Source organism: Rathayibacter sp. AY1G1 (genome assembly GCF_002932095.1).
Classification (GTDB): Bacteria; Actinomycetota; Actinomycetes; order Actinomycetales; family Microbacteriaceae; genus Rathayibacter.
Genome location: NZ_PSUZ01000005.1, coordinates 71,987 through 89,338 on the forward strand (window position 1 = coordinate 71,987; position 17,352 = coordinate 89,338).

Consider the following 17,352-nt stretch of genomic DNA (forward strand, 5'->3'; position numbering starts at 1 on the left):
CCGCGGCCACCCTACGCGGGCAGGGCGAGGGCCAGAGCGGCGAGAGCCTGCGGGAGGGAGGGGGCGCCCTCCGCCCGGAAGACCACCTCTCCGGCCGTGTCCCGCACGACGACCGTGGGCGTCGAGCGGATGCCGGCGGCCTCGGCCTCGACGGGGTGGAAGGCCACGTCGCGCTCGCGGATCTCGGCGGCGGGGACGAGCTCCGCGGCACGCTCCAGCACCGAGCGCGCGGCATGGCAGGCGCCGCAGAAGGCGGAGGTGTAGAGCTCGACGATCACGACGAAGGGAACGCCGGGGCGCGGCCGGGGATTCCCGGGCACCGTCAGCGGAGGAGCCAGGCCTCGTTCATGGTCAGGGCCGCGTCGACGAGCTCAACGCGCTCCAGCTCCTCGACGTCACTCAGGGGGAACCAGGCGGCGGCGTCCGTGGAGCCGTCCACCTCGTGCGTGAGCTCGCCGCCCACGATGCGGGCGCGGTACACGACGCGGATGGCGTGCAGGGGGCCGGCCTCGGGATCGCTGCGGCGGTGCGCGGGGATCACGTGCGAGTCCACGCCGATGAGGGCCTCGAGCTCGGCACGGTAGCCCGTCTCCTCGAAGATCTCGCGGACCGCGGCGTCGGCGGGCGACTCGCCCTCGTCGATCCCGCCGCCCGGAAGCGTCCAGGCCGACCAGGGGCCCTGGCTCCAGTGCGCGAGCAGCATCCGCTCACCGTCGATGATCACGCCGTACGCGGCGACCCGGATGTCCACCGCAGAAGCCTAACCCGGGCATGCGAAGGAGCCGGACCCCCTGAGGGGCCCGGCTCCAGCGACGAGAACGTCAGGAAGCGGTCGAGGCCGCGTTCTGCGCGGCGCTCTGCGGCTCGTCCTCGGCGACCCACAGCTCGTCGTCGGCGCGGAACGTCTGCCAGACGGCGTAGCCGATGCCGCCGACGGCGACCAGCGCGGCGCCGATCGCGAAGACCGTGCCGACCTTGTTCTTCTTCTTCGGGGGAGTGGTGAGCTCCTCCCAGCGCGCCTTCGAGATCTCGGCGAGCTTCGCGCGGTTCTTCGAGTCCTTGGCAGCCTCGAAGGCGGCGGCGGCCGTGCCACCGACAGCGGCGAAGGTCGGGACGACCTTGTGCTTGTAGGCGTGGCGGGCCGAGGAGTACGTGCCCTCGACGGCCGAGACGCCGTTGTCGTAGACCGGCTTGACGCGCGAGTCGTACGTGTCCTTTACGAAGGGGACGAGCTCCTTCTTGGCGTACTTCGACGCGTGGCGGCGGCTCTTCTCGAGCACGGAGGCCGCGTGCGCCAGCACCTCCTGCTGCTCGCCCCAGACCGCCTCGGCGTTCTTGCGAAGACGCTTGAGGTCCTTCTTGTGCTTACGTGACAGACCCATGTTGGTCCTCCATCGGCTACGAGCAGCGAACGCCTCAATACTGCCACTCATCGATCGGCGTCCGCATCGCGCACCCAGCGCATTGACACCGGGCGTTGCAGGGGCCTACAGACGCGCTGTGCGAGAATCCGAGCATGCCTTTGCACACCGCAGTCGCGACGTTCCACACCAACAAGGGCGACATCGTCGTCAACCTCTACGGGAACCACGCTCCCAAGACGGTCCGCAACTTCGTCGGTCTCGCGACCGGCGACATCGAGTGGACCCACCCCGCCACGGGTGCGAAGACGAAGGAGCCGCTCTACAACGGCACCGTCTTCCACCGCATCATCCCCGACTTCATGCTCCAGGGCGGCGACCCGCTCGGTCAGGGCATCGGCGGCCCGGGGTACCAGTTCGACGACGAGATCAACTCGGAGCTCGACTTCACCCAGCCCTACATCCTCGCGATGGCGAACGCCGGCAAGCAGGCGGGCCGCGGCACCAACGGCTCGCAGTTCTTCATCACCGTGGCGCCGACCACCTGGCTCCAGGGCAAGCACACCATCTTCGGCGCCGTCGCCGACGAGGAGTCGAAGAAGCTCGTGCAGTCGCTCTCGGCTGTTCCCACCGACGGCCGTGACAAGCCGCTCGAGGACGTCGTGATCGAGAGCGTCGAGATCACCGAGGTCTGATCGCCTCATCCACCACTCATTCGAGGGCCGGGTCCGTCAGGGCCCGGCCCTCGTTCTCCCCGGAGGCACGTCCGTGACCCAGGTCCCGCCGAGCAGCACCTACTCCTGCTACCGACACCCCGACCGGCAGAGCTTCGTGCGCTGCCAGCGGTGCGGCCGCACCATCTGCGGCGAGTGCCAGACGCCCGCTCCGGTCGGCGTGATCTGCCCGGACGACATGGCGCAGCAGCGCGCCACCGCACCGCGCACCCGCGGTCCCCTCCTCTCCCGCGTGCGGGCCATGACCCGTGCCGACCAGCCGACGGTGACCTACGCGATCATCGCGCTCTGCATCGTGCTGTGGATCGTCGAGATCCTTCCCTTCGTCGGCGGGCCGGCGGTCAACGCGCTCCTGTACGCCCCCGCCTACACGCTCCCCGGCTTCGGCGCCGGCTTCGAGCCGTGGCGGATGCTCACCTCGGTGTTCCTCCACAGCACGTCGCTCTTCATCGTCATCCCGTTCCACCTGGTGCTGAACATGTACACGCTGTGGGTGTTCGGCATGGTGCTCGAGCGCATGCTGGGCCGCGGGCGCTACCTCACCCTCTTCCTCCTGAGCGGTTTCGCCGGATCGGTGGGCGTCCTGCTCCTTGCGAACCCGTTGACCCCGGTGATCGGCGCCTCCGGTGCGATATTCGGGCTGATGGGCGCGTACCTGGTGATCCTCCGGCACCTGGGCGGTCAGGCGTCGCAGCTGCTGGTGCTGGTCGGACTGAACCTCGTCATCGGCTTCCTGCCCGGGATGAACGTGGCGTGGCAGGCGCACGTCGGCGGTCTGGTGGCGGGCGCGCTCATCGGGCTGGTCTTCACGAAGACGCGGCAGCGCGCCCAGCGGCGCACGCAGAACCTCCTCGTCGGGCTCATCGGAGTCGGACTGGTCGCGATCACCGCCGGCGCCTACGTCCTCGGCTGATCCCTCCCCCTCCCGCAGCGGCGGGTCCGGCAGTGCCTCGCGCACTCCCGGGCCCGCCGCTTCGTCGTTCCCGTGGCGACCGTCTCCACCGCTGTCCACAGGTGCTCTCAACAGGTGGGGAGGAAGTTATCCACAGAGTTGTTAACACTGGGGAGAACGTCCCGGGTGTCCTCCTCGGGAGGACGATCCGGGGACGGCGGCGCGTCCGAGGACCGGCGGACTGGTGCGGATCCGGGCCCTCCTCACCTCGAGCAGGCCAGCGCGGCGGGGACCGCGGAGTTCTCCACAGGAGATTCCACAGCTGGGGATAATTACAGCGGTGTAGTTCTCCGGCGGACGGCCACCAGGGCCGTCGCCTCACGGTCGTCGTCGCGGTGCAGCGAGGTGGCGAACCCGGCCGCCTGGAACGCCGAGGCACTCGCCGCGGCCTGATCCGCGCCGACCTCGATCACGACGACGCCGTGGGGTGCGAGCCACGCCCCCGCCTCCTGAGCGATACGGCGGTGCAGGGCTAGCCCATCCGACCCGCCGTCGAGCGTGAGCATCGGCTCGTGCACCCGGGCCTCCGGCGGCATGAGCGCGATCGCCGCGGTGGGGACGTAGGGGGCGTTGACGACCACGACGTCGATCCGCCCGCGCTCACTCCGGGGGAGCGCGTCGAAGAGGTCGCCCTCGTGGACGTCGGCGCGGCCTGCGAGCGTGCTGCGCGCGCAGGCGACGGCGGCGGGGGAGAGGTCGGCCGCGAGCAGGCGGACGTCCGGCCGCTCCTCCGCGATCGACCGTGCGAGGGCGCCGGATCCGCAGCAGAGGTCGAGCACCACGGCGCCGTCCGGGAGGACCTCCAGGGCGCAGTCGACCAGCCACTCGGTGCGCACGCGGGGCACGAAGACGCCGGGTGCGACGGGGACGCGCAGGCCGCGGAAGGCGACCCAGCCGAGGATCTGCTCGAGGGGTTCGCCCGTCTCGCGGCGTCGGAGCAGCAGCTCGAGGTCGGACGAGGAGTCGGCGGCCTCCTCGAGCAGGCCCGCCTCCTCCTCGGCGAAGACGCAGCCGGCGGTGCGCAGACGCTCCACCGACGACGAACGCCCCGTCGGCGGACCGGACGGGGCGTCGTTCACGACTGGGGGAGGCTCAGCGCCAGCGCGTCGTCATCAGGAAGCCGATGAACGCGATGCCGAAGCCGATCAGGATGTTGAGGTTGCCGAGATCGGGGATCGGCAGGGTGCCCTGGCTCACGTAGAAGACGATGATCCAGGCGAGTCCGAGCAGCATGAAGCCGAACATCACCGGCTTGAACCAGACCGGATTCGGTGCGTTCTCGCCGGTCCGGGCCTCGTCGCGCTCGGGCTTCGGGCTCTTCGTCGCTCGTGCCATGCCGACCACTGTACCTGGCGGAGGCTCCGGGCCGGGAGCACCGGGGCTGCGCGGGTGCTGTGCGGACTCGCGGAGCGGCCGGTGCAGGCGCTCGAGTGGTCCCATCGGCCCTCCTCAGGCGGCGACTCGGGAGGGCTCTCCACAGGTCCGGATCATGCGCCACAGCCGGTCACGGCTCGCGCCTAGACTCGTCGCATGACCGCCCAGAACCCCGACGGGGCGGCTCTGCGGCCGCGAGCGAAGCGACGGAGGGCCCGCCCGGTCCGACGACTCTCGTTCTTCGGAGTCGTCGGCGAGCTCCTGATGACCGCCGGCGTCCTGGTCCTGCTCTTCCTGGCCTGGCAGCTCTGGTGGAACGACGCGGTGATCGCGGGCCGGCAGACGACGCAGGCCGCGGAGCTCCGCGAGACCTGGGGCGACTCCTCGCCGGCCCCGCAGCCGACCGAGGCCGCCCCGGCGGAGCCGGTCGTCGCGTCGGTCGCCGCCCTCGACACCTCCTTCGGCAACCTCTACATCCCCCGCTACGGCGAGGGGTGGGTGCGCACGATCGCCGAGGGCATCGACGCCGAGAACGTGCTCGACGAGGGGAGCATCGGCCACTACCCCGGGACGCAGATGCCCGGCCAGGCCGGCAACTTCGCGCTCGCCGCGCACCGCAGCGCGTACGGCGGAGGCATGCACTTGATCGACGAGCTCCAGCTCGGCGACCCGATCTACATCGAGACGGCGGACGGCTGGTACACCTACCGCTTCCGCAACCTCGAGTACGTCCAGCCCTCCGACGTCCAGGTGATCGACCCGGTTCCGTGGACTCCGGACGCGGCTCCGACCGACCGCCTGATCACGCTGACGAGCTGCAACCCGCTCTACTCGACGGCCGAGCGGATCATCGCGTACGGCGTCTTCGACTCGTTCCAGCCGCGGTCCGCGGGCGCCCCCGCCGAGATCGCCGCCTCGCTGGCTCAGGAGGGCTGACCGTGTACGCAGCGCTGTGGCGGCTTCTGCCCGGGCCGTGGTGGGTCCGGCTCCTGATCGTCCTCGTCCTCGTCGCGGCGGTCCTGGTCGCGCTCGACGAGTGGGTGTTCCCCTGGGTGCAGTCGCTCGTGCTCGACCGGAACGTGACCGTCGGCTCGTGACCGGCGGCGCGGCCCCGCGGATCCTGGTCGTCGACCACCACGACAGCTTCGTCTTCACGCTCGTCTCGTATCTCCGCGAGCTCGGTGCCGAGGTCGACGTGGTCGAGTTCGACGACCTCGGGACGACGGCGCTCCTGGCTCTCGCGGAGGAGGCGGACGGAGTCCTGGTCTCACCCGGACCGGGCCGCCCCGAGGACGTCCCCGCGTCGACGGCGCTCGTGCAGCGGGCGGAGGCGACCGGGCGGCCGCTGCTCGGAGTCTGCCTCGGCCACCAGGTGCTCGCCCACGCTCTCGGCGCCCGCGTCACGGAGGCGCCGGAGCTGCTGCACGGCCGGACGTCCGCGGTCCTCCACGACGGAGATCCGCTCTTCGACGGCCTGCCCTCCGGATTCGCCGCGATGCGGTACCACTCGCTCGCGGTCGACGGTGAGAGCCTTCCCGAGGAGCTGCGGGTGACGGCGCGGACACCGGAGGGAGTGGTCATGGCCGTCCGGCACCGGAGTGCTCCGCTCGTGGGCGTGCAGTTCCATCCGGAGTCGGTCCTCACCGAGGGCGGGCGGCGCCTTCTCGAGAACTGGCTGCGCGAGGTGAGGCCGGGCGGAGCATCCGTATCGGCCGACGACACGCCCGGACTCTCGATCCCGGCTCGATGAGGCGGAATTCGCCGGGCTTATCGGGCTCGTTATCGAGTCGGAAGCATTGAGAATGATCAGCGACCACCGTCCCCCGAACGGGGATGCCGCCCTGAGTGCGTTCTCACGTAGAAATCCGCCATCTGACGGCTAAATGACGGCGGGCGGAGGAGAACGCCGCGACAGGGTATGAGCGTGACCTTGTCCACCCCCTTGCGCACCCCCCGATCAGGTGGCGGGATTTGACGGGCTCCCGGCGGAGGATGCGGCCCCTTTTCGCTGCATAATCAGAGGGCGTCGACAGGGGGTCGGCGCCACAAGAGAAGTCCGGGGGGACCAGATGGTCGCATCGATCTCCTGGGCTTTCTCGGGAATCCGAGAGCTCGAGAATCTCGGACCGCGCATCGTCGTCAAACCCGGCACCGTTCCGAGCATCACCGGTTCGGGATTCGGCACCGCCGATCTGAGCGTCGTGCTGATGACGGTCTCGCCTCTGCGCGTCCTCCGCGGGACGTGGCCGGCCGACGACACCTCCTTCCTCACTTTCAGCTTCCTCATCGACGGCTTCGTGCGCATGGTCGCCCCGGACCGAACGGTGCTGCTGCGTCCGGGCTCGATCTCGTACCAGCAGGGGACGACGACGTTCACGACCGAGTCGACGACTCCGGCCACGATCCTCCACCTCTCGCTGCGCGCCGACGAGATGCGCCGCTACGGCTTCGACACGTCGGCCCCGGTCTACGCGCTCGACCCCGACGCCCGGTCCACCCGCGCCGCGTACGCCTTCACGACCGCCTTCGCCCTCGCGGCGGAGTCGGGGACGGGGCTGCCCGGCGAGGGCGAGGTCACCGGCTTCGCCCACGTGGTCAAGCAGCTCCTCACCAGCGCGTTCCTCGCGGCGGCGAGCTCGCAGCCCGGCACCACGAGCGTGCGAGCCGCCACGCTCGGGCGCGCGCGCACGGTCATCGACCGGACGCACCGCACGCCGCGCTGCACTCCGGAGGCGGTGGCCGACGCGGTCAACGTGTCCACCCGCTCCCTCCAGCGGCTCTTCGAGGATGCGGGCACCACGGTCGCGAGCGAGATCGAGCGATCCCGGGTCGCCAGCGCCGTGGAGCTCCTGCGCCGCCGCCCGCGGGAGGTCCCGCTCGAGGCGATCGCCGCCGCGTCCGGATTCTCCTCGGCGGACCACCTCCGCCGTGCGCTCAAGCGCCGCGAGGGGCTCACCCCGAGCGACATCCGCGGCAGGATCGCGCGCCCCGCCGATGGATCGGCAGCCGGCGAGGTCGTGCTGCTCCAGCCCCCGCTCGCCGACGCGCGCAGGGCCTAGCCGTTCAGCTCGGGGCCGTCGGCCCCCGTGGAGCATCGAACCCGACGAGCAACGTCCGGACGAGCCCTTCTCGGCGCGCAGAGCAGCGACCCGGCCTCCACCGGGCACCGTCGGCCGACGCCGCAGCCGCAGCGGGCTGCAGGCCGGGTCAGCCCGCGCAGTATCCGAGCTGGACGGTCGATCCCTGCGGGACGTCGCCCGGAGCCAGGGACTGGGTCGTGATGGGCGGGTTCGCCCGGGTCGCGTCGCAGGTCTCGTCCGGGACCTCGACCCCCACGAGCTGCAGCTTCTCGGAGGCGAGGGTGGCCAGTGCGCTGCTGAGGGACGTCCCGACGAGGTCGGGGAGCGTGACCTGGCCGGAGGAGACCGTGAGGTCGACCGGCGTGCCCGGGGCGACCTGCTGTCCCGCTCCGGGGGAGGCGGAGAGCACGACGTCGCCCGGGACGGTCGGCGAGTTCTCGCGGGTCTGGGAGCCCTCGACGAAGCCGACGGCGGTGAGCGCGTCGATGGCCTCGGCGAGGCTCTGCCCGACGGTGTCCGGCACGGCGACGGGCTGGGGGCCCTGGGACACGACGATGCGGATGACCGTCTCGGGCGCGACGATCGTGCCCGAGCCAGGATCCGTGCGGATCACCTCGCCCTCGGGGACGGTCGAGCTGTACTCCGCGACCTGGCTCGGCACGAGATCGAGCTCGGTCAGGGTCGACTGGGCGCTGTCGTAGGTGGTCTCGGTGAGGGTGGGGACCTCGCGCGACTGCGACGGCAGCGTCGACGCGGGCTGGAGCGTCAGCACCCAGATCACGAGTGCGGCGACGATCACGGCCAGCACGACGATCGAGGACCAGATCCAGAGGACCGGCGGGCGGCGCTGGGTGCGGACGATCGAGTTGTCCTCGGCCAGCTGGCGGAGGGCGAGCTCGGAGTCGTTGACTCCGCCCTGGCTGCGGGCCGCGAAGAGCGAGGTGGTCAGCTCGTCGATCGGGCGGTGGTCGGGGAGGCGTCCCGCGGCGGCGTCGCGCAGGTCGTCGCGGAACTCCGCAGCTCCCTGGAAGCGCTCGTAGCGGTCCTTCGACAGCGCGCGGGCGACGACCGCGTCGAGCGCCGGCGTGACGGCCGGGTTGATGGAGCTCGGCGCCGGCGGCGTCTCGCTGACGTGCTGGTAGGCGACGGCCACCGGGGTGTCGCCGCGGAAGGGCGCACGGCCGGTGAGGAGCTCGAAGAGCACGATGCCGGCGGAGTAGAGGTCGCTGCGGGCGTCGACCTGCTCGCCCTTCGCCTGCTCGGGGGAGAAGTAGGCCGCGGTGCCGAGGATCGCCGTGGTCTGAGCGACCGTGGCGGCGGAGTCGGAGACGGCGCGGGCGATCCCGAAGTCCATCACCTTCACCTGGCCCGACGGGGTCAGCATGATGTTGCCGGGCTTGATGTCGCGGTGGACGACGCCTGCGCGGTGCGAGTACTCGAGGGCGGTGAGGATGCCCTCCGTGATGCGGACGGCCTCGTCCACGTCGAGGGGGCCCTCGGCGATCAGGTCCTTGAGGAGGCGGCCCTCGATGTGCTCCATGACGATGAAGGGCCGGCGCGACTCGGCGCCGTTGTCGTCGAGCGAGACCTCCTCGCCCGCGTCGAAGACCCGGACGATCGTGGGATGCGACATGCGCGACGCGGACTGCGCCTCCTGCCGGAACCGCAGGCGGAAGGCGGAGTCGGAGGAGAGGGAGAGCTTCAGCTCCTTGATGGCGACGGTGCGGCCGAGCCGGGTGTCGGTGCCGAGGTACACCTCGGACATCCCGCCGCGGCCGAGCCGGGGCCCGACCTGGTACCGTCCCGCGATCAGGCGACCCTCATCCGTCACGCGCACGCTCCCGCCCTGTACTTCCGTGTGGTGCGGCCCCGAGGAGCCACGGCAAGTGTACCTATGGGCCCCTGGTGTTCCGGGCGGGGGCGCGACGCGACGGCCGCGAGGCGCCGGGCCGGAGCGGTGCCCCGGCCCGGCGCGCCGCCGCTACTCGGAGGGGGTGGGCGTCGAGGTGGCCTTCGAGGTGGGGGTCGGCGCCGGGGTCGGAGCCGGTTCCTCGACGGTGACGGAGAGGGTGGGCGAGGCCGCCGACTCCGACTCGCCGCAGAGCACGGTGTACGTGACGTCGATCGTGCCCGCCGTGGTGCCGGCCTGGATCGTCGCGGTCGTCGAGTTCGACGGGTTGGTGCTCGTCACGCTCGCGCCCTCGCCGGTCGCGGTCACCCGGTAACCGCTCACGGAGGTTCCGCTCGGGCACTGGTTGTAGTTGCTCCAGGTGACGTTGAACGTCGCGCCCGCCTCGACGCTGGAGGCGGCGGGGGTGACGGTCGGCACGGCGGTCGGTGCGTCCGGGGTCGCGACCTCGGTGAAGACGGAGACCTCGATGGTCGTGCCCTTCACCACGTTCGCGGTGGGGTTCACGTCCTCGACGAGTCCGACCTGCTCGGCGGTGGGGGCGCTCGGGCCGTCCGCGCGGCGGACGCCCATGCCCAGGGCCTCGAGCTCGGTCTCGACGTCGTCGAAGGAGCGCCCGACGTAGTCGGCCTTGTCGATGACGACCGTGTTCGAGGTCGGCGTCGGCGTGGGACTCGGAGTCTCGGACGGCGTCGGCGACGGGGCAGTGCTGGTCGTCGCGGTGGGGGAGGCGGCCGGGTCGCTGCTCCCGCCGGTCGTCAGGGCGAAGATCGTGCCCGCGATGACGACGGCGAGGATCACGATGAGGGCGATCAGCGGCCAGGTCCAGGGGCTGCGCCTGCGCGGCTCCTCGGAGGCCTCGAGCGGCTCCTCGATCGGCACGAACGGAGCGGCGGCCGCGGCCGCGGGCGCGCCGGAGGGCAGCACCGTGGTCGCCTGCGTCGCGCCCTGGTTGGAGGGGAGGACGGTGGTCGCCTGCGTCGCGGGCAGGTCGCTGAGGACCGCGGGGACGGCCAGCGCCGCTCCGCGCACGTCGCCCGAGCGCAGCGCCTGGGCCGCCCGCGCGAGGTGCGCGGCGGTGGCGGGGCGGTCGGCCGGCTTCTTGGCGATGCAGGAGTACACGAGGTTGCGCACCGGCTCCGCGACCGTGACCGGCAGCTCCGGCGGGGTGTCGTTGATCTGCGCCATCGCGATGGCGACCTGCGACTCGCCCGTGAAGGGGCGGCGCCCGGCCAGGCACTCGTACGCGACGATGCCCAGCGAGTAGATGTCGGTGGCGGGGGAGGCGGGCTGGCCGCTCGCCTGCTCCGGGGACAGGTACTGGACCGTGCCCATGACCTGCCCGGTCGCCGTCAGCGGGACCTGGTCGGCGATGCGCGCGATGCCGAAGTCGGTGATCTTGACGCGGCCGTCCGGCGTGATGAGCAGGTTGCCCGGCTTCACGTCGCGGTGCACGAGGCCCGCGGCGTGCGCGGCGTGCAGGGCGAGCGCGGTCTGCGCGACGATGTCGAGGACCTTGTCGGTCGACAGGACGCGCTCGCGCTCGAGGACGGTCGAGAGCGCCTCGCCGGGGACGAGCTCCATGACCAGGTAGGCCGAGCCGTCCTCCTCGCCGTAGTCGTAGACGTTGGCGATGCCCTCGTGGTTGACCAGCGCCGCGTGGCGGGCCTCGGCGCGGAAGCGCTCGAGGAAGCCGGGGTCGCCGAGGTACTCGTCCTTCAGGATCTTGATCGCGATGGTGCGGCCGATGACCAGATCGGTCGCCTGCCACACCTCTCCCATGCCGCCGATGGCGATCCGGGACTGCAGCTCGTAGCGTCCCCCGAAGGTGAGGCCTGTCGTGGGTCTCATTTGTTCAGCACCGCCTCTAGTACCTGTTGTCCGATGGGTGCGGCGATCAGGTTGCCGTACCCGGTCTGGCCGAGCCCTCCACCGTTCTCCACGAGCACGGTGATGGCGTACTGCGGGTCGTCCGCAGGCGCGAAGCCGGTGAACCAGAGGGTGTACGGGTCGTCCCCGCCGTTCTCGGCGGTACCGGTCTTACCGGCCACAGTGACGCCCCCTATTGTTGCATTCGTCGCCGCGCCGCCCTGGACGCTGGCGACCATCATCGCCTCGACGGCGTCCGCGGTCTGCGTGCTCACCGCCCGGCCGAGCGACTTCTCCTGGAACTGCTGCAGCACGCTGAGGTCCTGCGAGCGGATCGAGTCGACCAGGTTCGGCTGCATCACCTCGCCGCCGTTCGCGATCGCCGCGGAGACCATGGCGATCTGCAGCGGCGTAGCGCGCACCTCGTACTGCCCGAAGGCGGTGAGGGCCGTCTGGGCGTCGTCCGTCTTCGTCGGGTACGTGCTCGCCTCGACCGACATCGGGATCTCGAGCTCGGTGTCGAAGCCGAACTTCTCGGCCTGCGAGCGGATCGCGTCCGCTCCCAGCTGCACGCCCATCTCGGCCATCGGGACGTTGCAGGAGAGCGAGACGGCGGTGGCCAGCGTGACCGTCTCTCCGGAGCCGCAGAGACCGCCTCCGGAGTTGATCACCTGCGACGAGGAGCCGGGCAGCGTGTACGACTCGACGTTGGGGAAGCTCGAGTCGGCGGTGAAGCGGCCGGACTCGAGGGCGGCCGAGGCCACGACGAGCTTGAAGACGGAGCCGGGCGGGTTGAGCGAGCCGCCGATGGCCCGGTTCACGAGGGGCTCGGAGGAGTCGTCGTTCAGCGCCCGGTAGGCGGCGAGGACGTCGTCGGTGTCGTGGGAGGCGAGCGCGGTGGGGTCGAAGGTGGGCTTCGAGACCATCGCGAGGATGCGGCCGGTGGCCGGCTCCGTCACGACGACGGCCCCCGTGTAGTCGCCGAGCGCGTCGAAGGCGGCCTGCTGGGCGACCGGGTCGATCGAGAGCTCGACCGACGCGCCCTTCGGGTCCTGGCCCGTGACGAGGTTGTTGATCTCGTCGAAGAACTGCGAGTTCGAGGTGCCCGAGAGGTAGTCGTTGAGCGTGCGCTCGATGCCGGTGGTGCCCTGGTTCAGAGTGAAGTAGCCGGTCACGGCGGAGTAGAGCGGGCCGTTCGCGTACTGCCGCTGGAACTTGTAGAGGTCGTCCGACGGCGTCGAGGAGGCGATCGGCTGACCGCCGGCGAGGATCGCACCGCGCTCGGTCGAGAAGCTCTCGTAGAGGGTCCGCGTGTTGCGGCCGTCCTCGTCGAGGGAGTCGGCCTGGATCACCTGAATGGTGGTGGTGGAGAGGAAGAGGGCCACGAACATCGTCAGCACGACGAGGCTCACCCGTTTGAGTTCTCGGTTCATCGACGGATCACACCACCAGACGAGGCTGACTGCGGACTGTGTCGGACAGGCGCAGCAGCACCGCCACGATCATCCAGTTCGCCACGAGGGAGGAGCCGCCGGCGGCGAGGAACGGCGTGGTCAGGCCGGTCAGCGGGATGACACGGGTGACGCCTCCGATGACGATGAAGCACTGCAGAGCGATCACGAACGAGAGGCCGACTCCCAGGAGGCGCCCGAAGTCGTCCTGCCCGGCGAAGCCGATGCGGAACCCGCGCGAGACCAGCAGGAGGTAGAGGCCGAAGATCGCGAAGAGCCCGGCGAGGCCCAGCTCCTCGCCGAGGCTGGCGATGATGTAGTCGGACTGCGGGACCGGCGTGAGATCCGGCATCCCCTGGCCGAGGCCCGTGCCGAGCAGCCCGCCGTGCGCGAGGCCGAAGAGGCCCTGCACGAGCTGGTAGCTGCCGCCCGGATCCGCCCCGTAGCGCTCGGCGCTGAAGGGCTCGAGCCAGTTGGCGAAGCGGTTGCCCACGTAGTCGAGCGTCTGGCTCGCCAGCAGCGCGCCGCCGAGGAACAGGCCGACGCCGATGAGGACCCAGCTGGTGCGGCCGGTCGCGACGTAGAGCATGACCAGGAACAGGCCGAAGTAGAGCAGAGCCGTCCCCAGGTCGCGCTGGAAGACGATGACGCCCATCGTGACCGCCCAGACCACCAGGATCGGGCCGAGGTCGCGCAGGCGCGGGAAGCGCATCCCGAGGACGGTGCGGCCCACCATCGAGAGGGAGTCGCGGTTGCGCACGAGGTAGCCGGCGAAGAAGACCGCGAGGGCGATCTTGGCGATCTCGCCGGGCTGGAAGCTCGCCACGTCGCCGATCCCGATCCACACGCGCGCGCCGCTGACCTCGCGGCCGATGAAGGGCAGGAGCGGCAGCAGGAGCAGCACGATCGCCGCGAACCCGGCGACGTAGGTGTAGCGGAACAGCACGCGGTGGTTGCGGATGACCAGCAGCACCACGATCGCCGCCACGACGGCCAGGGCGCTCCAGAAGATCTGCCGCACCGCCACCGACTCCCAGCCGGTCGCGCCGTCGGCGATGTCGATCCGGTAGATCTCGGCGACGCCCAGGCCGTTCAGCACGGTGGCGATCGGGAGGAGGAAGGGGTCGGCCGCCGGGGCCGCGAAGCGCAGCACGACGTGCACGGCGAGCACGAGCGCCGAGAGGCCGGCGCCCAGCGAGACCAGCGTGGTGTCGATCGAGCCGAGGGCGCCGAGCTGCACGAGCACGATCGCGCCGGCGTCGATGAGGCATGCGCCGATCAGGAGCAGGAGCTCGAGATTGCGCAGCTTCTGGCGGAAGAAGCCCTGCCGCTCGGGGGCGGGGCGGGCGGTGGCCGTGGCGGCGTCCGTCATGGTGCTCCGTTCGCGTCCGTGAGGCGCTCGACGATGTCGACCGCGCCGGCGTAGGAGTCGGCGCTGATCGTCTGCTCCAGCTGCTCGACGTCGTAGGCGCGGAGGGAGTCGAGCGGGATGCCCGTGTCCTCCTTCACCTCCGAGAGCGAGAGCGGGCCGACCGACTGCTGGATGCCCTGGTAGATGATCACGGTGTCCCCGTCGGTGCCGACGTAGAAGCGCGACTGCGTCCAGTCGTAGGCGAAGAGGATCCCGAGGAATCCGATGATGAGCACGAGGGACAGGCCGACGAGCCAGGTGATGCGGCGGCGCAGGTGCCGGCGGCGGTCCTCCTCGATCAGCTCGTCGAGGTAGTCCTCGGACGCGGGCTCGAAGTGGGTGGGGCCCTGCGCGGCGGGAGCGCGGGTGTGCAGGCGGAGGCCGGGGATCCGGACGCGGTTCTGCGAGTCGTCGGTGCTGAAGGGCGTGGGCGCGGCGGCGGATCCGACGACCACCGGCTCCTCCACGGGGGCGAGGATGCGCGCGGTGTCGCCCGCCCCGGGGATGTCGAGGACGACGACGGTGACGTTGTCCGGGGCGCCGTGCGAGAGGCTGTCGCGGATCAGGCGGTCGGCCACCTGCTGGGCGGTCTCGTCGCGGCTGAGCTCCTTGAGGATCTCGTCGTGCGGGACGACGCCGGAGAGGCCGTCGGAGCAGATCAGCCAGCGGTCGTGCGGCTCGGTCTCGAGCGTGAGCGTGTCGATCTCGGGGTTGGTGTGCACATCGCCGAGGACCCGCATCAGGACGGAGCGGCGCGGATGCGTCATCGCCTCCTCCTCCGTGATGCGGCCGGAGTCGACGAGGCGCTGCACGAAGGTGTGGTCGGTCGTGACCTGCTCGAGCCGGCCGTCGCGGAGGACGTAGATGCGGGAGTCGCCGATGTGCGCGATCGCCACCGACTCGCCGACGCGGGCGATCGCGCTGACGGTGGTGCCCATGCCGGTGAGCTCGGGGTGGTCGACCACGGCGTCGGCCAGCAGGGTGTTGGCCGCCAGCAGGGTGCGCTTGAGCTCGTCCTCGGCCTCGTAGGTGGAGGCGTAGACGCGGTCCGCCTCCGCGATGCGCTTGATCGCGATGGAGGAGGCGACGTCGCCGCCCGCGTGACCGCCCATGCCGTCGGCGACGACGAAGAGCTGCCGGCCCGCGTAGCCGGAGTCCTGGTTGTTGGAGCGGATCCTGCCGACGTGCGAGACGGCGGCGCTCTCGCGCACCGCGCCGTGGCCGGAGCCGCTCTCCGGAGTGGGGGCCACGCGCTACGACCGCCGCAGTTCGAAGGTGGTGGTGCCGACCTTCACGGGCGTGTCCAGCGGCACCTTGGTGGGCGCGCCGACGCGGCGGCCGTCGAGGAAGGTGCCGTTGGTGGAGTCGAGGTCCTGGATCATCCACTCGTCGTTCCAGAGGAGAAGGCGCGCATGGTGGGTCGAGGTGTAGTCGTCGCGGATGACCAGCGTCGACTCGGCGGAGCGGCCGATCGTCAGCGGGTCGCCGGTCAGCTCGAGCTCGGTGCCCCGCTTGGGGCCCGAGGTGATCACGAGGCGCTGCGCCGTGTGGACCGTGGCGGCGCCTCCCTGCTCGGCGCGCTCGGCGGCGGCCTCGCGGCTCCTCCGGGCCGAGGGTGCCGACGGGGAGGCGGGCTGCGCGGGCGTGGGAGCCGCGGCGGCCGCGGCGACCACGGGCTGGGCCGCCGTCACGAACGGGGCCTCGGGGGACGCGGCCTGCGCGCCGGGCGGCAGCTTGCGCACGCGCTGCCCGAACAGGTCGGAGCGCAGCGCGTAGACGATGCCGAACACGAAGAACCACAGCAGCGCGAGGAACGCGATGCGCAGGAGGAAGAGAGTGAGCTCGCTCATAGCCGGTCGTCCCAGAATCCCTCGGAACCGCGTCCGGCTGCCCTGCCGGACGACGGGCGGTCGGTGCGTGCGGGCGCGGAGCCCTGCACGACGCGGTAGACGATCGAGGTGCGCCCGATCGTGATGGTCTGCTCGGGGGCCAGGGGCGCCTGCGTGACGGGCCGGCCGTCGAGCTTGGAGCCGTTCGTGGACCCGAGGTCGTGCACCTGGGCACGGGACCCGTCCCAGAGGATCTCGACGTGCTTGCGGGAGGTGCCCGAGTCGTCGACGGTGATGTCGGCGTCGCTGCCGCGGCCGATGACGGTGCGCGCCTTCGTGATCGGGTGGCGCCGGCCGTCGATGTCGAGGACGGGCGTGTAGGCGACGGTGCCCTTCACGCTGCGGGAGTCGACCTCGACCATGCCGTCGCTGAGCGCCGGATCGACGGCGAGGGAGATGTCGATCGGGCCGGGGAAGCGGAAGCCCTGCTTGGTGGCGTGCTCGGTGGCGACCGTGGTGAGCTCGTCGATCAGCGTGGCGCCGAGGCGCTGCATCCGGTCGAGGTCGGTCGCGGACATCCGCAGGACCAGGCTGTTGGGGACGAGGATGCGGTCGCGGCTGACCACGGCGGCGGAGGTGTCGAGCTCCCGGCGGAGGGCGGAGGCGAGCTCGACCGGCTGCAGACCCGACTTGAAGGTCCGCGCGAACGCGCCGTTGACGACGCGCTCGAGTCCCTTCTCGAAGTTGTCCAGTATGCCCACAGTCTTCCGATCTTCCGGTTCTTCGCCTTCTCGGCGGTCGCGCACGGATCGAGATGTCTGCGCGCCCGTCGCCGCTTCCTCTTCTTGGTCTGCGCCGCGCACGGCTACGGGCATGTTACTGGGATGGTCTGGATGCGCGATCCTCCGCGGTGGTTTCGCGGCCGGAGTGCCGTGTGCGCGCTCTCACCGGCACGGCCCGGTGGCGGCTCCCGGGGGAGCTCCGACCCGGGGCGGCGGGTGCCGGTTCGGCTCCGGGGCCGGGGGATGCTACGATTTCTCGTCGGCGCTTCGGTGCCGCTGGTGAGCGCGAGTGGCGGAATAGGCAGACGCGCACGGTTCAGGTCCGTGTGCCCGAAAGGGCGTGGGGGTTCAACTCCCCCCTCGCGCACCAGAGTTCATGAGAACCGGGTTCGAGAGAACCGGAGAAGAAGCCCTCGATCGGATGTCCGGTCGGGGGCTTCTCCCGTTCCCGGCCGGAAGTACTTGCTGAAGTTCGAGCTGCCGGCAGGACTGAGCCTCGGGTCCCGTGCCTGCGCTAAGGGTTCTGCTAGCGAAGGTGCCGCTGACCTAGCGCGGATGACCCGGGGTCAATAATTGATCTCTGATTTCCCCTAGTAATCT

18 protein-coding genes and 1 tRNA gene are annotated in these 17,352 nt (G+C 71.1%); 7 read left to right on the forward strand and 12 right to left on the reverse strand.

The window, feature by feature from the left end; genetic code table 11:
- Positions 1 to 11 precede the first annotated feature (11 nt).
- From C5C36_RS04165 to C5C36_RS04175, 3 genes are all read right to left on the reverse strand, one after another.
- The gene (locus C5C36_RS04165) at positions 12 to 320 is read right to left on the reverse strand and encodes a thioredoxin family protein (RefSeq protein WP_258059325.1); all 309 of its coding nucleotides are present in this window, start codon (positions 318 to 320) and stop codon (positions 12 to 14) included.
- A gap of 2 nt (positions 321 to 322) precedes the next feature.
- Positions 323 to 751, reverse strand: a complete 429-nt coding sequence (locus C5C36_RS04170) for an NUDIX hydrolase (RefSeq protein ID WP_104222671.1) — start codon at positions 749 to 751, stop codon at positions 323 to 325.
- Between the two features lie 70 nt (positions 752 to 821).
- On the reverse strand, positions 822 to 1,382 hold the full coding sequence (locus C5C36_RS04175; RefSeq protein ID WP_104255643.1) for a hypothetical protein: 561 nt from the start codon (positions 1,380 to 1,382) through the stop codon (positions 822 to 824).
- A gap of 134 nt (positions 1,383 to 1,516) precedes the next feature.
- Between C5C36_RS04175 and C5C36_RS04180 the strand changes: the two genes are divergently transcribed.
- Together C5C36_RS04180 and C5C36_RS04185 are read left to right on the forward strand one after the other, a co-directional pair.
- The gene (locus C5C36_RS04180) at positions 1,517 to 2,056 is read left to right on the forward strand and encodes a peptidylprolyl isomerase (protein WP_104222669.1); all 540 of its coding nucleotides are present in this window, start codon (positions 1,517 to 1,519) and stop codon (positions 2,054 to 2,056) included.
- Between the two features lie 73 nt (positions 2,057 to 2,129).
- Positions 2,130 to 3,008: a rhomboid family intramembrane serine protease gene (locus C5C36_RS04185; protein WP_104222668.1), complete on the forward strand. Its 879-nt coding sequence runs from the start codon at positions 2,130 to 2,132 to the stop codon at positions 3,006 to 3,008.
- Positions 3,009 to 3,319: 311 nt separating this feature from the next.
- Here the strand turns inward: C5C36_RS04185 and C5C36_RS04190 are convergent, their stop codons facing one another.
- The gene (locus C5C36_RS04190) at positions 3,320 to 4,126 is read right to left on the reverse strand and encodes a putative protein N(5)-glutamine methyltransferase (RefSeq protein ID WP_181133771.1); all 807 of its coding nucleotides are present in this window, start codon (positions 4,124 to 4,126) and stop codon (positions 3,320 to 3,322) included.
- Positions 4,127 to 4,139: 13 nt separating this feature from the next.
- Positions 4,140 to 4,382, reverse strand: coding sequence for a cell division protein CrgA (locus C5C36_RS04195; RefSeq protein ID WP_104222667.1), 243 nt, complete (start codon positions 4,380 to 4,382; stop codon positions 4,140 to 4,142).
- Positions 4,383 to 4,577: 195 nt separating this feature from the next.
- Here C5C36_RS04195 and C5C36_RS04200 point away from each other — a divergent pair, with 195 nt between their 5' ends.
- From C5C36_RS04200 to C5C36_RS04210, 4 genes are all read left to right on the forward strand, one after another.
- Positions 4,578 to 5,357, forward strand: coding sequence for a class E sortase (locus tag C5C36_RS04200; RefSeq protein WP_104232997.1), 780 nt, complete (start codon positions 4,578 to 4,580; stop codon positions 5,355 to 5,357).
- Positions 5,358 to 5,359: 2 nt separating this feature from the next.
- Positions 5,360 to 5,518 (forward strand): hypothetical protein, encoded by a 159-nt coding sequence (locus tag C5C36_RS17470; RefSeq protein WP_167299010.1) that lies wholly within the window; start codon positions 5,360 to 5,362, stop codon positions 5,516 to 5,518.
- Positions 5,515 to 6,171: an aminodeoxychorismate/anthranilate synthase component II gene (locus C5C36_RS04205; protein WP_104309312.1), complete on the forward strand. Its 657-nt coding sequence runs from the start codon at positions 5,515 to 5,517 to the stop codon at positions 6,169 to 6,171. Before C5C36_RS17470 ends, C5C36_RS04205 begins: the two co-directional genes overlap by 4 nt.
- Before the next feature lie 319 nt (positions 6,172 to 6,490).
- Entirely contained in the window at positions 6,491 to 7,480 is a 990-nt protein-coding gene (locus C5C36_RS04210; RefSeq protein ID WP_104273227.1) for a helix-turn-helix domain-containing protein, read from the forward strand.
- A 148-nt stretch (positions 7,481 to 7,628) separates the two neighbouring features.
- Here the strand turns inward: C5C36_RS04210 and pknB are convergent, their stop codons facing one another.
- From pknB to C5C36_RS04245, 7 genes are all read right to left on the reverse strand, one after another.
- Positions 7,629 to 9,332 (reverse strand): Stk1 family PASTA domain-containing Ser/Thr kinase, encoded by a 1,704-nt coding sequence (gene pknB, locus C5C36_RS04215; RefSeq protein ID WP_104222663.1) that lies wholly within the window; start codon positions 9,330 to 9,332, stop codon positions 7,629 to 7,631.
- A gap of 150 nt (positions 9,333 to 9,482) precedes the next feature.
- A complete protein-coding gene (locus C5C36_RS04220; RefSeq protein WP_104273226.1) occupies positions 9,483 to 11,261 on the reverse strand; it encodes a protein kinase in 1,779 nt (592 codons plus the stop codon).
- A complete protein-coding gene (locus C5C36_RS04225; protein ID WP_104225778.1) occupies positions 11,258 to 12,712 on the reverse strand; it encodes a penicillin-binding protein 2 in 1,455 nt (484 codons plus the stop codon). The genes C5C36_RS04220 and C5C36_RS04225 overlap by 4 nt, the downstream gene beginning before the upstream one ends.
- A gap of 7 nt (positions 12,713 to 12,719) precedes the next feature.
- On the reverse strand, positions 12,720 to 14,102 hold the full coding sequence (locus C5C36_RS04230; protein ID WP_104225777.1) for an FtsW/RodA/SpoVE family cell cycle protein: 1,383 nt from the start codon (positions 14,100 to 14,102) through the stop codon (positions 12,720 to 12,722).
- Positions 14,099 to 15,391, reverse strand: a complete 1,293-nt coding sequence (locus tag C5C36_RS04235; protein WP_244229533.1) for a Stp1/IreP family PP2C-type Ser/Thr phosphatase — start codon at positions 15,389 to 15,391, stop codon at positions 14,099 to 14,101. Before C5C36_RS04235 ends, C5C36_RS04230 begins: the two co-directional genes overlap by 4 nt.
- 3 nt (positions 15,392 to 15,394) lie before the next feature.
- Positions 15,395 to 15,991: an FHA domain-containing protein gene (locus C5C36_RS04240; RefSeq protein WP_104222659.1), complete on the reverse strand. Its 597-nt coding sequence runs from the start codon at positions 15,989 to 15,991 to the stop codon at positions 15,395 to 15,397.
- The gene (locus C5C36_RS04245) at positions 15,988 to 16,731 is read right to left on the reverse strand and encodes a DUF3662 and FHA domain-containing protein (RefSeq protein WP_104225775.1); all 744 of its coding nucleotides are present in this window, start codon (positions 16,729 to 16,731) and stop codon (positions 15,988 to 15,990) included. Before C5C36_RS04245 ends, C5C36_RS04240 begins: the two co-directional genes overlap by 4 nt.
- A gap of 304 nt (positions 16,732 to 17,035) precedes the next feature.
- Between C5C36_RS04245 and C5C36_RS04250 the strand changes: the two genes are divergently transcribed.
- Positions 17,036 to 17,122, forward strand: a tRNA-Leu gene (locus C5C36_RS04250).
- The last annotated feature ends 230 nt before the right edge of the window (positions 17,123 to 17,352 follow it).

Coding starts and splice junctions, on each gene's coding strand:
- C5C36_RS04175 (WP_104255643.1), bottom strand. CDS start 1,382: ATGGGTCTGTCACGTAAGCACAAGAAGGACCTCAAGCGTCTTCGCAAG.
- C5C36_RS04180 (WP_104222669.1), top strand. CDS start 1,517: ATGCCTTTGCACACCGCAGTCGCGACGTTCCACACCAACAAGGGCGAC.
- C5C36_RS04195 (WP_104222667.1), bottom strand. CDS start 4,382: ATGGCACGAGCGACGAAGAGCCCGAAGCCCGAGCGCGACGAGGCCCGG.
- C5C36_RS04200 (WP_104232997.1), top strand. CDS start 4,578: ATGACCGCCCAGAACCCCGACGGGGCGGCTCTGCGGCCGCGAGCGAAG.
- C5C36_RS04210 (WP_104273227.1), top strand. CDS start 6,491: ATGGTCGCATCGATCTCCTGGGCTTTCTCGGGAATCCGAGAGCTCGAG.
- C5C36_RS04220 (WP_104273226.1), bottom strand. CDS start 11,261: ATGAGACCCACGACAGGCCTCACCTTCGGGGGACGCTACGAGCTGCAG.
- C5C36_RS04225 (WP_104225778.1), bottom strand. CDS start 12,712: ATGAACCGAGAACTCAAACGGGTGAGCCTCGTCGTGCTGACGATGTTC.
- C5C36_RS04230 (WP_104225777.1), bottom strand. CDS start 14,102: ATGACGGACGCCGCCACGGCCACCGCCCGCCCCGCCCCCGAGCGGCAG.
- C5C36_RS04240 (WP_104222659.1), bottom strand. CDS start 15,991: ATGAGCGAGCTCACTCTCTTCCTCCTGCGCATCGCGTTCCTCGCGCTG.